At 70.9% G+C, this 13,953-nt stretch carries 13 protein-coding genes; 4 read left to right on the top strand and 9 right to left on the bottom strand.

The annotated features are described in order from the left end of the window. Positions 1-37: 37 nt before the first annotated feature. Positions 38-748 carry a tyrosine-protein phosphatase gene (locus ACWDY5_RS28080; RefSeq protein ID WP_449725158.1) on the bottom strand — a complete coding sequence of 237 codons (711 nt, stop codon included), beginning with the start codon at positions 746-748 and terminating at the stop codon, positions 38-40. Between the two features lie 55 nt (positions 749-803). Here ACWDY5_RS28080 and ACWDY5_RS28075 point away from each other — a divergent pair, with 55 nt between their 5' ends. Beyond that, positions 804-1,691 carry a LysR family transcriptional regulator gene (locus ACWDY5_RS28075; protein ID WP_449725157.1) on the top strand — a complete coding sequence of 296 codons (888 nt, stop codon included), beginning with the start codon at positions 804-806 and terminating at the stop codon, positions 1,689-1,691. On the opposite strand, the gene ACWDY5_RS28070 is transcribed toward ACWDY5_RS28075, so the two are convergent. Then, on the bottom strand, positions 1,692-2,480 hold the full coding sequence (locus ACWDY5_RS28070; RefSeq protein ID WP_449725156.1) for an aldo/keto reductase: 789 nt from the start codon (positions 2,478-2,480) through the stop codon (positions 1,692-1,694). It abuts the gene before it with no gap. Positions 2,481-2,648: 168 nt separating this feature from the next. On the opposite strand from ACWDY5_RS28070, the gene ACWDY5_RS28065 reads away from it, so the two are divergent. From ACWDY5_RS28065 to ACWDY5_RS28055, 3 genes are read left to right on the top strand one after another with little or no spacing between them, the layout of a single operon-like run. After that, entirely contained in the window at positions 2,649-4,310 is a 1,662-nt protein-coding gene (locus tag ACWDY5_RS28065) for a fumarate hydratase (RefSeq protein WP_449725155.1), read from the top strand. A gap of 30 nt (positions 4,311-4,340) precedes the next feature. Next, positions 4,341-5,411, top strand: a complete 1,071-nt coding sequence (locus ACWDY5_RS28060; RefSeq protein ID WP_449725154.1) for a TRM11 family SAM-dependent methyltransferase — start codon at positions 4,341-4,343, stop codon at positions 5,409-5,411. Positions 5,412-5,459: 48 nt separating this feature from the next. Next, on the top strand, positions 5,460-6,698 hold the full coding sequence (locus ACWDY5_RS28055; RefSeq protein WP_449725153.1) for a hypothetical protein: 1,239 nt from the start codon (positions 5,460-5,462) through the stop codon (positions 6,696-6,698). Positions 6,699-6,761: 63 nt separating this feature from the next. Here the strand turns inward: ACWDY5_RS28055 and ACWDY5_RS28050 are convergent, their stop codons facing one another. From ACWDY5_RS28050 to ACWDY5_RS28020, 7 genes are all read right to left on the bottom strand, one after another. Beyond that, complete coding sequence (locus ACWDY5_RS28050; RefSeq protein ID WP_449725152.1) at positions 6,762-7,235, bottom strand: hypothetical protein; 474 nt, start codon at positions 7,233-7,235, stop codon at positions 6,762-6,764. 126 nt (positions 7,236-7,361) lie between these two features. Beyond that, on the bottom strand, positions 7,362-8,510 hold the full coding sequence (locus ACWDY5_RS28045; RefSeq protein WP_449725151.1) for a hypothetical protein: 1,149 nt from the start codon (positions 8,508-8,510) through the stop codon (positions 7,362-7,364). Continuing rightward, entirely contained in the window at positions 8,507-9,778 is a 1,272-nt protein-coding gene (locus tag ACWDY5_RS28040; protein ID WP_449725150.1) for a glucarate dehydratase family protein, read from the bottom strand. The genes ACWDY5_RS28045 and ACWDY5_RS28040 overlap by 4 nt, the downstream gene beginning before the upstream one ends. Beyond that, the gene (locus tag ACWDY5_RS28035) at positions 9,775-10,674 is read right to left on the bottom strand and encodes a 5-dehydro-4-deoxyglucarate dehydratase (protein WP_449725149.1); all 900 of its coding nucleotides are present in this window, start codon (positions 10,672-10,674) and stop codon (positions 9,775-9,777) included. Before ACWDY5_RS28035 ends, ACWDY5_RS28040 begins: the two co-directional genes overlap by 4 nt. Positions 10,675-10,727: 53 nt before the next feature. Continuing rightward, positions 10,728-11,672: a carbohydrate ABC transporter permease gene (locus ACWDY5_RS28030; RefSeq protein ID WP_449725148.1), complete on the bottom strand. Its 945-nt coding sequence runs from the start codon at positions 11,670-11,672 to the stop codon at positions 10,728-10,730. Then, a complete protein-coding gene (locus tag ACWDY5_RS28025) occupies positions 11,672-12,619 on the bottom strand; it encodes a carbohydrate ABC transporter permease (protein WP_449725147.1) in 948 nt (315 codons plus the stop codon). Before ACWDY5_RS28025 ends, ACWDY5_RS28030 begins: the two co-directional genes overlap by 1 nt. After that, the gene (locus ACWDY5_RS28020; RefSeq protein WP_449725146.1) at positions 12,616-13,947 is read right to left on the bottom strand and encodes an ABC transporter substrate-binding protein; all 1,332 of its coding nucleotides are present in this window, start codon (positions 13,945-13,947) and stop codon (positions 12,616-12,618) included. The genes ACWDY5_RS28025 and ACWDY5_RS28020 overlap by 4 nt, the downstream gene beginning before the upstream one ends. Between the last annotated feature and the right edge of the window lie 6 nt (positions 13,948-13,953).

Genomic DNA, 13,953 nt, shown 5'->3' with positions numbered 1-13,953 from the left:
GGGGGCGGGTCCGGCCTTCCGACATGTCCGGGGCCGGTCAGTCGGCCAGGATGCGGGCGACCCAGCGGTTGATCTCGTCCTCGGTCGCGCCGTGGGCGAGCAGCCAGCCCCGGGGGCCGCCTTCGTGGTTGTCCAGCACGTCCAGCACGCCCTCGATCGCCGGGGCGGGGGCGGCCAGCAGGTGCTTCATCGCGGCCAGCTGCTCCTCGGTGGGCTCGGGGCGGCCGAGGCTGAGCGCGACCCGGCGGATCACGCCGCTCATGTTGGCCTCGGTGCGCACGTAGTCGGCGATGACGGTGTCCCTCGGCACCCCGGCCACCCGCAGCAGCAGCGCGACCGACACCCCGGTGCGGTCCTTGCCGACCGAGCAGTGCACCAGCACCGCGCCCGGCGCCGACCCGGCCAGCCGCACCACCTCGACCAGCCCGGCCGCGGACTCCTCCAGCAGTTGCAGGTACAGCTTGCCCAGGTCCAGCGCGGCGGGATCGGTGGCCGCGGCGGCCATCACCAGGTCCAGCATCGGGATGCGGTGCACCTGCGCGCCGTCGAGCAGCAGCGGGTGCTCCGGGTTGCCCTCCTTGGCGCCGCGCAGGTCGAGCACGACCGCGGGCGGCCAGCCGGCCAGCTCCGGCACCGGGTCGCCGGCCAGCGGCGCCTCGCTGCGCAACAGCACGCCGGGGCGGGTCTGCCTGCCGTCCTCGGTGGGCAGTCCGCCCAGGTCCCTGCCGTTGGCCAAGCCGGTGGTCATCATGTCCCCCTCGACTAAGTTGAGTTGACACCCAAAACTACGCGGGAGATCAGCGGTGCTCGACCTGCCCCAGCTGCAAGCCCTGCACGCGGTGCACGCCCAGGGCTCGGTGCGGGCGGCCGCGCGGGTGCTGCACCTGACCACCTCGGCGGTGTCCCAGCGGCTGGCCAGGCTGGAGCGCGAGCTGGGGCGGCCGCTGCTGGAGCGCACCGGGCGCGGGGTGCGGCTGACCGAGGCCGCGCTGGTGCTGGTCGAGCACGCCGAACGCATCCTGGCCGCGGTCGCCGAGGCGGAGGCCGCGGTGGAGGACCACGCCGGGGCGGTGCTGGGCGGGGTGTCGGTGGCGGCCTTCTCCACCGCGGCCCGCGCCCTGCTGCCGCCCGCGCTGGCCCTGCTCCGCGCCCGGCACCCCAAGCTGCGGGTCCGGCTCGGCGAACTGGAACCGCACGAGTGCCTGCCGCTGGTCGCCCGTGCCGAGCTGGACCTGGCGATCCTGCAGGACTGGCCGGACGAACCCCTGGACCTGCCCGCCGGTCTGGACCGCGCGCCGCTGCTGGACGACGTGGTCGACCTCGCTGTGCCAGTGGGGCACAGGCTGACCGGCACCGTGTCCCTTGCCGAGCTGGCCACGGAGGGCTGGGTCAGCTGGCCGGACGGGACGGGCTGCCACGCCTGGCTGCACCGGGTCACCGGCGGCGCGGACGTGCTGCACACCGCCGGCGAGCACCACACCCAGCTGGCGCTGGTGGCGCGCGGGCTGGGTGTGGCGATGATGCCGAGGCTGGGCCGGGGCGAGCTGCCGCCGGGCGTGCGGGTGGTCGAGCTGGACCCCGCGCCGCACCGGCACGTGTACGCGGTGTGGCGGCCCGAGTCGGCGCGGCGACCGGCGATCAGGGCGGTGCTGGAGGCCGTCGACCTGGCCGCGCTGGAGCTGGCTGGTTGATCACCCGAGGCTGGCCAGCTGCACGGCGGTCAGCGTGATCTCCCGCGCGGCCACGTTCTCCGCCAGGTGCGCCCGCGAGCTGGTGCCGGGGATCGGCACCATCACCGGCGAGCGGTGCAGCAGCCAGGCCAGCGCCACCTGCGTCGGCGTCACGCCGAGCTCCCGCGCCACCTCGGCCACCGGTCGCGGCAGCGCGCCCTTGGCCACCGGCAGCCAGGGCACGAACGCGATCCCCGCCGCCTCGCAGTAGGCCAGCACGTCCTCGTGCCGCCGGTCGGCCAGGTTGTACCGGTTCTGCACGCTGGCGATCTCCACCTGTTCCCTGGCCAGCGCCAGCTGCTCCACGCTCACCTCGGACAGCCCGACCCTGGCCGCCTTGCCCTCGCGCACCAGGTCGGCCAGCACGCCGAACTGCTCTTCGGCCGGGACCTTCGGGTCGATCCGGTGCAGCTGGAACAGGTCCAGGCAGTCCACCCGCAGCCGCCGCAGGCTCAGCTCCACCTGTTGCCGCAGGTACTCCGGGCGGCCCAGCGGCACCCACGCCCCCGGTCCCGGTCGGCTCTGGCCTGCCTTGGTGCCGATCACCAGGTGCGCCGGGTAGGGGTGCAGGGCTTGGGCCAGCAGCTCCTCGTTCGCGCCGAGACCGTAGGCGTCGGCGGTGTCGATGAAGTCCACGCCGAGCTCCACCGCGTGGCGGGCCACCGCGATCGCCTCGGCGGGGTCGGCGGGCCGGTCCCAGCCGGTGAGCCGCATCGCGCCGAAGCCCAGCCGGAAGTCACTGATCGTCATGTCCGGAGACTCTGCCCAGCTCAGCCGGGCTGTGGGTGCACCGTCAGCGGACTGGCCCATCCAGCGCCGCTGCACGATCCGGACGTGGATCACACCCGGTCAGCGCGGGGCGGCCGAGCGCACGCGGTAGTTTCATGAGATACCCGAACCGCAGGCAAGGGAGCCGGCGTGACTGCCACCACCACGGCGTTTGAGTACACCGACGTCCTGCCGCTGGGCCCGGACCAGACCGAGTACCGCCTCGTCACCACCGAGGGCGTGCGGCTGGTCGAGGCGGCCGGACGGCGCTTCCTCGAGGTCGACCCCGAGGTGCTGACCCTGCTCGCCGGTGAGGCGATCAAGGACATCCAGCACCTGCTGCGGCCCTCGCACCTGGCTCAGCTGCGCGCGATCATCGACGACCCGGAGGCCAGCGGCAACGACCGGTTCGTGGCGATGGACCTGCTGCGCAACGCCTGCATCGCCGCGGGCGGGGTGCTGCCGATGTGCCAGGATACCGGCACCGCGATCGTGCTGGGCAAGCGCACCGAGACCGTGCTCACCGGCGGCGCGGACGAGCAGGCGCTGTCCAGGGGCATCTTCGACGCCTACCAGGAACTGAACCTGCGCTACTCGCAGATGGCCCCGGTGACCTTCTGGGACGAGAAGAACACCGGCTCCAACCTGCCGGCCCAGGTGGAGATCTTCACCAAGCCCGGCCAGGAACCCAAGTACGAGTTCCTGTTCATGGCCAAGGGCGGCGGCAGCGCGAACAAGACCTTCCTGTACCAGGAGACCAAGGCGCTGCTGAACCCGGCGCGGCTGGCCAAGTTCCTGGACGAGAAGCTGCGCAGCCTGGGCACCGCGGCCTGCCCGCCCTACCACCTCGCGGTGGTGGTCGGCGGCCTGTCCGCGGAGCAGAACCTCAAGGTGGCCAAGCTGGCCTCCGCGCGCTACCTGGACGAGCTGCCCACCGAGGGATCGCCGCTGGGGCACGCCTTCCGCGATGTCGGCCTGGAACAGCAGGTGCTGGAGCTGACCCGCCAGTTCGGCATCGGCGCGCAGTTCGGCGGCAAGTACTTCTGCCATGACGTGCGGGTGATCCGGCTGCCTCGGCACGGCGCCTCCTGCCCGGTCGGCGTGGCGGTGTCTTGCTCGGCGGACCGGCAGGCCAAGGCGAAGATCACCCCGGAGGGCGTGTTCATCGAGCAGCTGGAGCGGGACCCGGCGCGGTTCCTGCCCGAGATCGGCGACGGCGAGCTCTCCGACGAGGTGGTGCGGATCGACCTGACCCGCCCGATGGCGGAGATCCGGGAGACGCTGTCGCAGCTGCCGGTGAAGACCAGGGTGTCGCTGACCGGTCCGCTGGTGGTGGCCCGGGACATCGCGCACGCCAAGATCAAGGAGCGGCTGGACGCGGGCGAGGGCATGCCGCAGTACCTGCGCGACCACCCCGTCTACTACGCGGGCCCGGCCAAGACGCCGGAGGGCTACGCCTCCGGTTCGTTCGGGCCGACCACCGCGGGCCGGATGGACTCCTACGTCGAGCAGTTCCAGGCCGCCGGCGGCTCACTCGTCATGCTGGCCAAGGGAAACCGGTCCAAGCAGGTGACCGAAGCCTGCCAGAGCCACGGTGGGTTCTACCTTGGCTCGATCGGCGGCCCGGCCGCGCGGCTGGCCCAGGACTGCATCCGCAAGGTCGAGGTGCTGGAGTACGCCGAGCTGGGCATGGAGGCGGTGTGGAAGATCGAGGTCGAGGACTTCCCCGCGTTCGTGGTGGTCGACGACAAGGGCAACGACTTCTTCGCGGGCACCAGCCAGCCGACGCTGCAGGTGTCCTTCCGCCGCTGATTTTTATTGTCCCAGAACGATTGTGAGCACATGGCAAGGTACGCGCTGCTGATTCTGCCCGCGTTCAACCGGGTGTACGGGGAGTCGGCCGTCCGGCTGACCCGCACCGAGCTGGCGGTGTTCAGCGAGACCGCGTTGCACAGCGAGGTGGGGGAGGTCGCCGAGACGGAGATCGGCGGCGTTCCCTACGTCACTTTCGAGGTTCGGGCGAGCGGAGCGACGGGGCACAGTGATTCAGCTGAGCTGGATGAGTACGACATCTCGTTGCTGTCCAACCTGTCCTCGGTGTACGCGCTGTTCGCGGTGGAGGGCGAGCTGCTGCGGCCACTGCGAGTGTCCCCTGTGGACAAGTTCAGCAGCGACCTGCTGACCATCCAGAAGTACTCGGGCAAGACCAACGAGCACTTCACCAAGCTGCTGCTCAACGTCACCCTGCTGGCCCGCGCCGAACCCACCGAGCTGCTGGCGAAGCGGCTGGCCGTGTTCGACCCGATGTGCGGGCGCGGCACCACGCTCAACCAGGCGCTGATGTACGGCTACGACGCCTACGGCATGGACCTGGACGGCAAGGACTTCGACGCCTACGCGCACTTCCTGGCCACCTGGCTGAAGAACCACCGGGTCAAGCACCAGCACGAGGTCACCCCGATCCGCCGGGACAAGGCGCTGATCGGCAAGCGGCTCAGCGTGAAGCTGGGGCTGACCAAGGAGCTGTACAAGGCCGGCGAGGTCAACCAGCTCATGGTGGTCAACGCCGACACCGTGCGCAGCAGGGAGTTCTTCCGCGCGGAGACCGTGGACGCGATCGTCACCGACGCGCCCTACGGCGTGCAGCACGGGTCCCGGCCCACCCAGAAGCACCTGTCCCGCAGCCCGTTGGAGCTGCTGTTCAACGCGGTGCCCGGCTGGAGCAAGATCCTGCGACCGGGCGGCGCGATCGGCATCTCCTGGAACACGCACGTGGCCGGCCGGGAGGATCTGGTGAAGATCCTGGCGGACAACGGTTTGCAGCCGCTTGATGACGGTCCGTGGCGGGAGTTCGAGCACCGGGTGGACCAGTCGATCATCCGCGACCTGGTGGTGGCGCGCAAACCCGGCTGAGCCGATATCCGGCTGCCCGCGCTGGGGTGCTGACCGCATACTGTCGCGGTGAGCAAGTTCCCGAGCTACCGCTGGCTGCCCAAGGGCGCGATGCCGTTCAGCCATGGCGAACCCGAGGGCCGGCCGGTCGGCCGGTACCTCGGACTGGGCGTGGCCACCCTGGTGCTGATGGCGCAGCCGCTGGTGCTGCCGCGCTGGGCCTGGCTGCTGGTGGTGGCCGGCCTGGCCGTGCTCGCCACGGTGGCCTTCGCCTACGGGCGGCGGCCCGCCTACCCGACCACCTGGCTGGTCCACCAGCCCGAGCGGATCGGGCTGGTCCGCTCCGGCGACGAGGACGTCACCGGCCCGGCGCCGGCCACGGTGACCTGGTTGCACAGCGCGGAAACCCAGATCTGGCAGCGGTCCTGGGCGGTGGCGGTGGAAGGCGCGGCCGAGCGGGTCCTGGACGCGGCCGGGCTGGCCGACCCGGCGAACATCACGGCCTGGGACGAGGACGACGACGAACCCGGCCCGCTGCCCGGCTACGTGCTGCGCGACCGGCGGGGCGCGGTGGGCGTGCCGGGGTACCACCTGCCGCCGAGCGCCGAGGACCGGACCGGGACGCTGCCGTTCGAGTGGCTGGGCGTGCCGCGCGAGGAGCTGCCGGCGCAGCGGCACGCGCCCACGATCACCAGGGTCACCTTCGACGATGTCCGCGCGCTGGCCAGGGCCGGGGTCGCGCCCGCGCACCGGCTGGAGGCGGCCTTCGGCCGGTACGCGCAGCCGACCGAGGCGGATCTGGTGCTGGAGCTGGGTTTGCCGCGCGGCTGGGCGTCCATTCTGGACACGTTGCCGCCCGCGGAGGTGCGGGCGCTGCCGGTGGCCGAGCGGATCGCGGTGCTGCGCGCGGAGGTCCTGGCCCAGAGTGAGCGGGATCTGGCCTGGGAACGGGAACGCGGCGTAGCGGTGCCGGTCACTCCACAGTGGACCGACCGGTGGCTGCGGCGGCTGGACACGCTGGGCCCGGCGGCGGAAGCGGCGCCCCGGCTGGCGGCTGGCGCGTGGCCGGAGCTCTCCGGCACCGCGCGCACCGCGCTGCTGTTCGCCGCGACCGGGACCGACCTGTCCGACCGGCCACTCCGCCCGATGCTGGAAAGTTTCGGTGTGCCAACGGAGTCACCGGTGGAACGACTGTCCTGGGGCCCCGCCCACCGCTTCTGGCAGGTGATGGACCGGGTGACCCTGCTTGCCTGCTGGGCCGTGGTGATCGCCGCCAGCAGCTCGGTGGCGTTCTGGGCGCAGAGCTGACCCAACACGGCGCCCCGGCTGGGGTCCGCGCCTGCCGGGGCGCCGTGCATGTGGGTGGTCGGGTTACTTGGTCTCCTGCTTGGCCGTGACGCTGACCGTGCGCTCGCCCAACGGCTTGGCGAGCTTCACCGTGACCGGCGGGAAGCGCAGGTCCATCGTGCAGGCCTCGCTGTTGGCTGGAATGGTCTCCACCAGGGTGATCTTCACCGCGGTGTCGGTCTGCTCGGTCAGGTCGGCGCGCACCTTGCTGCAGCCGCCTTCCTTGCCGAACGTGCCGACCACGCTGCCGTCACCCTCGGTCCACACCCGCTTGGGGAAGTCCGCGGGCAGGGCTGACAGATCAGCCTTGTTCTTCGCCAACGGTTTTCCGCCCTGCGGCGGTTCGGGTTCGGGTCCGGCCTCTGACGTCGGCTGCTGGGCGGAGGAGGAGGGCGGCGGGGTCGGCTGTCCGCCGAATCCCGCCGTGGGCTCCGCACAGGCACTCAGTGCGAGCACCAGCGCCGCCCCGGCGCCGACCACGGTTGCTAGACGTCTCATGTGCACAGGACGGAACGGTAGCCACGGCGGGTTGCACGCGCGGGTTAAACAGAAAAACAGCCGTGGGATCGACCGCCCGGCAGGAGCGGTCGATCCCACGGCATCGCCGGGGCAGCCGTCAGGGCGCTACCTCAGCGAGTCCAGTGCTTCCCGGACCACGGCCAACCTGGCCCCGGAGGCGAGTCCGGCGTGGTAGAGGTGGAACTCCTCCACCCCGGCCGCGGCCAGTGCGGCCAGCTCCGCGCGCATGGCCGGGGCGTCGATCGGCTTGGGCGGCAGGGCGAGCACGTACCCGGCGATCCTGGTCCGCGGGGCCAGCTTCCGCAGCGCCTCGATACCGGGGATGCTCGCTTCCGGGCCGGGCCAGCACATGGCCACGACCGCGTCCACCTCCACGCCCAGCTCGGGTGCGGCGGTGGCGAACGGACCGGTGGCCCACGGGTCGGCGTTGGCGTGCAGGATGACCCTGGCTTCCGGCGCCAGCTTGCGGACCTCGCCGACCAGCAGCGCGCGCAACTGCGCGACCACACTGGTCCGTACGGCGACCAGCGCGCTGGCCAGTTCGGCGCCCAGCGCGGACTCCACACTGTCCGGCTCACCGGCATCCACCGCGGTGCGCACCTGGGCACGCAGCGTGTCCACCTCGATACCGACTTCGGTGTAGCGGGCGGCGCAGGCGGCGCAGAAGCAGATCGACAGCAGCGCCTGGCGGACCTTGCCCCAGTCACCGCCCTCGGTCTTCTCGTGGTGCCCGCCGTGGAAGAAGCCGAGCGGCCCGCAGGCCTCCAGCACCACGCCGTCCGGCCGCCCCTGCTCGACGATCTCGCGCACCAGGGTCAGCGCGTACTCCACCACCTCCGGCTGCGTGGTGCACAGCGCGTACGGGTAGCGGTCGCCGAAGGCGTTGCGCACCACCACCTCTGGCGCGAGGTCACCGAGGCGGCTGCTGTGCGTGAGCACGGTCCAGGCGTACACCGGCAGGCCTGCGGCCTTGAGCGCGTCCCGCGCCTGGCCGTAGGAGTCCGGACCGTCCACCCAGGACGGTTCGGCCGGGGTGAGCCTGCGCCCGCCCCAGGCCTGCTCGCGGACCGGCACGTACAGCGCGGCGTGCCGGGCGTCGACGAGGCGGTGCTCCGGGTGCAGCGGGGTGGCGGCCCGCACGGTGTGGTAGGAGGCGGCCAGCGCGACCGCGTCCACCCCGAGGTCGAGGATCCGTTGCACCGCACCGGGATCGCCGATGATGTCCCACGGGTAGACGTGGGCGACGGAGGTCACCACCGGGGCCGCTTCCTCTCGTAGCCGGGCTGGAACTTCTGCATGTAGCCGGTGTCGTCCCGCACCGTCTGGCCACAGCTCAGGTAGTTCTCGTGCAGTCGCGCCAGCTGGTCGCGGTCCAGGGTGACGCCCAGGCCCGGCGAGGTCGGCACCGGCATAGAACCGTCCACAAAGGACACCACGCCGGACTCGACCACGTCGTCCTGCGCGTTCCACGGGTAGTGCGTGTCGCAGGCGTAGGACAGGTTCGGCGTGGCCGCGGCCAGGTGGGTCATCGCGGTCAGGCTGATGCCCAGGTGCGAGTTGGAGTGCATGGACAGCCCGATGCCGAAGGTCTCGCAGATCGCGCCCAGGTGCCGGGAGCGGGTCAGGCCGCCCCAGTAGTGGTGGTCGGAGAGGATGACCTGCACCGCGTCCTTGGCCACCGCCTCGGGCAGCTGGTCGAAGGAGACCACGCACATGTTGGTGGCCAACGGCATCGTGGCCTGCTTGGCCACCTCGGCCATGCCGTCGATGCCGGGGGTCGGGTCCTCAAGGTACTCCAGGACGCCGTCGAGCTCCTTGGCCACCCGCAGCGAGGTCGGCACCGACCAGGCGCAGTTCGGGTCGATCCGCAAGGGGTGGTTCGGGAAGGCCTCGCGCAGCGCGTGCATGGCGGCGATCTCCTCCTCGGGCGGGAACACCCCGCCCTTGAGCTTGATCGAGCCGAAGCCGTACTCCGCGACCATCTTCCGGGTCTGCTCGACCATCCCGGCCGGGTCGAGTCCCGCGCCCCACTCGTCGTCCTCGGCGCCGGGGTGCCCCGCCCACTTGTAGAACAGGTAGGCGCTGTAGGGCACCGCGTCCCGGACCTTGCCGCCCAGCAGGTCGTGCACCGGGCGGCCCAGGATGTGGCCCTGGATGTCCAGGCAGGCCACCTCGAACGGCGAGAACACCCGGTCCACGGTGCCGCCGGAGGTGAAGTCACCGGTGAGGCCGTGGTGGTCCGAGCCGGTCGCGCCGCCGAGCCCCTCGGCCACCAGCGCGTGGATCCGGTTGAGCGCGTAGGCGTCCACGCCGATCAGGCGCGGCACCACCTTCTCCATCCTGGCCAGGTGCCCGGCGTCGCCGTAGCTCTCGCCGAGGCCCAGCACGCCGTCCTCGGTGACCACCTCGATGATCGAGCGCAGCGCCCACGGCTCGTGCACCCCCGCCGAGTTCAGCAGCGGCGGGTCGCGGAAGGCGATCGGGGTGATGGTGATCCGCTGGATCCGGGTGCCGGTGCTCATACCAGCTCCAGTCCGGCGGCCACGATCTGCGCCAGCTCGGCCAGGTGTTCCGGGGCCGGGTCGGTCAGCGGGGCGCGCACGCCGCCGCAGTCCAGGCCGCGCAGCTTGACCGCGGCCTTCACCAGCGACACCGCGTAGCCGGGGGACTTGTCCCGCAGCGCTACCAGCGGGCCGTAGAAGCCGTGCAGCAACGCGCCGACCTTCTCGGTGTCCCCGGCCTCGACCGCGCGGTAGAAGGCCAGCGAGATCTCCGGGGCGAAGCAGAACACCGCGGAGGAGTAGAGCTCCACGCCGATGCCGCGGTAGGCGGGCACGGTCATCTCCGCGGTGGGCAGGCCGTTGAAGAACTGGAACGGGGTGTCCACCTCGGCCCGGACCGCGAGCACGGTGCGCTGCATCAGGTCCAGGTCGCCGAGGCCGTCCTTGAAGCCGACCACGTTGGGCAGCTTGGCCACCTCGACCGCGGTCTCCGGGCTGAAGACCGCGTTGTTGCGCTGGTAGACGATCACCGGCAGGTCGGTGCTCGTGGCGATCTGGCGCACCCACTCGGCCAGGCCCTCCGGCCGGGAGCCCACCAGGTACGGCGGGAGCAGCAGCAGGCCGTCCGCGCCTGCCCGCTTGGCCGCGGCGGCGAACTGCTTGGCCAGCGGCAGCGAACCGCCCGCGCCGGCCAGCACCGGCACCCGGCCCGCGGTGGCCTCCACCGCCACCTGGACCACGCGCTCGTACTCACCCGGTTCCAGCGCGTGGAACTCGCCCGTGCCACAGGCCACGAAGACGCCACCTGGCCCGGCGTCCACCCCACGCTTGACGTGCTCGGCGAGCACGTCCTCGGCCACCTCGCCGGTCCCGGTGAACGGGGTCACCGGGAAGAACAGAACTCCATCCAGCTGCATGTCAGACCTCACGACGTCGAGACCGGCGATGGCGGAAACCCATACAGGATCTCCTATCCCTTCACAGCACCACTGGTGATGCCGCGCAGGAACGATTTCTGCAATGACAGGTACACGATCAGGCTCGGCACCAGGGCGAGCAGCGCACCGGCCAGCACCACGCCAGGCCCGACCATGTCGTCGGAGCGCAGGGTGGCCAGTGCGACGGTGAGCGTGTAGTCGCCGGGATCGGTGGCCACGATCAACGGCAGCAGGTACTGGTCCCAGATCATGGTGAAGCCGAACACCGCGACCACGCCGAGGGCGGGGCGGCACAGCGGCACCACGATCTGAGCGAAGATCCGGAGCTCGCCCGCGCCGTCGACGCGGGCGGCCTCCTCCAGCTCCAGCGGGATCTCCCGCATGAACTCGGTCATCACGAAGATGGAGAAACCCCAGGCGCCCAACGGCAGGATCACGCCGAGCAGAGTGCCCTTGAGGCTGAGGTTGAGCAGCGGGAGGTCGCCGATCACCATCGACAGCGGGATCGCGATGACCTCCTCCGGCAGCATCATGGTGGTCAGGATGGCCAGCATCACGATCGCCTGGCCGCGGAACTTCTTGCGCGCCAGCGCGTACGCGGCGAACACGCTGACGCTCACCTGGAGCAGCAGCCCGCCACCGGCGATGATCAGCGAGTTGAGCAGGTAGCCCCAGATGCCCTTCTCGGTGGCCACGTCGAAGTTCACCAGCGAGGGGCGGTTGGGCAGCAGGGACAGCTTGGTCGGGTCCGGGCTGAAGTCGAACGCGCCGGAGATCACCGTGATCAGCGGCCCGCAGAAGACCAGGAACACCGCCACGCACAACAGGATCCGGCCTACCCCGCCGCCGGGCGAGGCGCGCAGGCCCGCCCAGCCGAGCGCGGTCTCGCAGCGCTGGGCCACCCCGATCGGCTTGCGCGCTGACGCTGTTGAGTCCGAAGTGGACGGTGTGGCCGGACGGAGCTCGGTGGTGGTCATCACGCCTCCCGACGCCGGCGCAGCAGCTGCACGAACAAGGTGAGCAGCAGGGTCACCAGGAACAACACCACCGAACCGGCCGAGGCCACGCCCAGCTCGCTGGTCTCGAAGCCGAGGGAGAACACCCTGGTCATCCAGACGTCGGTGGAACCGGCGGGACCGCCGCCGGTGAGCACGTAGACCTCGGTGAACACGCGCAGGCCGCGGATCGAGGCCAGGGTAAGCAAAATCGTGATCGCCGGGCGCAGCGCGGGCAGCGTGATGTAGCGGATGCGCTGCCAGGTGGTGCAGCCGTCGATCGCGGCGGACTCGTAAAGCTGGCGGTCGATCCCGGCCAGTCCGGCCAGCATAATCACCATGTCATAGGGCGCGCCCTTCCAGATGCCCACCGCCATCACCGACCACAGCGAGGTGTCCGGGTGGTCCAGGAAGGTCGACGGGCCGAGGCCCACCCAGGACAGCAGCGAGTTGAGGAAGCCGCCCTCGGCCGGGTAGTACAGCAGCCGCCAGATCTCACCGACCACCGCGGTGGCCGCGACCACCGGCAGGAACACCGCCGAGCGCACGAACCACAGCGAGCGCGCGGTGCCCTCCAGCAGCAGGGCCAGGCCGAAGCCGATCAGCATCGCGCCCGCGGTCTGCCCGACGGCCAGGATCAGCGTGTTGTTCAGCGCGTTGTGGAAACGCTCGTCGCTGAGCACCCTGGCGTAGTTGTCCAGGCCCACCCACAGGTCACCGAGGAACGGGCGCACCTCGAACAGGCTGAGCCGGATGCCCTCGGCCATCGGGATGTACTTGAAGACCAGGAACAGCAGCAGCGCGGGCAGCAGGAACAGCCACGGGACGATGGTGACCGCGAGGCGGCGCCGAGGAGGGCGCCGCCTCGCGGTGTGGGACTCGACGGCACCGCCGCCACTAGCCGCCGAACCCACGTCTGTGATGGTCACTGAGCCGCCTTCTGCGACTTCAGTTCCTTGTCCAGGTTGCCCGCGAGCTTGTTCAGCTCACCGGCGACATCGTTGCCGCACTTGGCGAACAGGCTGTTCAGCGTCTCCGCGGTCTGCTGCCGGAAGGGCTGGAAGTTGGGCACGTTCGGGAACGGCCGGGCACTGTCGGCGTAGACCTTGGCCACGGTGGTCCAGCGCGGGTCCTGGTACACGGCGTTGATGTCCACGTTCTTGTTCACCGACAGCCGCACCACCGGGCGCTGGCCGGCGTCCGGCTTCATGCCCAGCTGCTGCGCCTCCGGGGAGACCAGGAACTCGGCCAGCTTCTTCTGCTCGGCGGTCTTCACCGAACCGGCCATCTGGTAGATGACCTCGCCCTCGCCCAGCACGGTGGAGCCGCTGGGTCCGGCCGGGGACGGGATGACCTCGTACTTGTCCTTGCCCGGCGACTTGTCGAAGCGGGTGAACATGTACGGCCCGGTCAGGTAGATGCCTGCCTTGCCCTGCTCGAAGTAGTTGTGCGCGTCGTTGGTGACCATGGTCAGCGCGTTGGGCAGGGTGACCTTGCTGTCGCAGAACAGGCCCTTGAGCCAGTTCACCGCCTGCACGGTCTGCGCGGAGTTCACCGCGACCTTGTACTCGCCACCGGACTCGCTGAGGATGTCGCCGCCGGCCTGCCAGATGTAGTTGGCCGCCCACCAGGCCAGGTAGCCGCGGTCGGTGGAGCCGGGCGCGACGATGCCGAAGGTGTCCTTGGCGTCGCCGTTGCCGTCGGGGTCCTTGGTGGTGAAGTCGCCGGCCAGCGCGGCCAGCTCGTCCCAGGTCTTCGGGACCGGCTTGCCCAGCTTCTCCCGCCAGTCCTTGCGCACCAGCAGCACCTGGGCCTGGGTGGAGAACGGGACACCGAAGTACTTGCCGTCGGCGGTCTTGCCGTTGTTCCAGGCCCGTTCGACCAGGTCGGCCTGACCGGCGAAGGCGTTGCGGTCGACCTCGACCAGGAAACCCTGCTTGCGGTACGGGCCAAGCGATCCGGTGTCGGTGATCACCAGGTCCGGCAGGTCCTTGGCCTGGGCCCGCTCCTGCACCCGCTTGTCGAAGTCGTTGTAGGGCGGCGGGTTGTAGTTGACCGGGATGCCGGTCTTCTCGGTGAACGCCTTGAAGATCTTCTCGTAGACCTTCTTGGTGTCGTCCTGGCTGCGCGTCCACACCTCGATCGGCGCGTTCGGATCGCCCTGCGGCGCGCCGCCCGAGCAGGCGGAGAGCACCAGCCCGACGGCCATCGCGCCGGCGGCGAACGCGACGCGTGTTCTGGCGGTGCGACGCTGCATGCCCGG

Source organism: Crossiella sp. NPDC003009, assembly GCF_053591555.1.
This window is presented reverse-complemented; position numbering and strand designations above follow the sequence as displayed.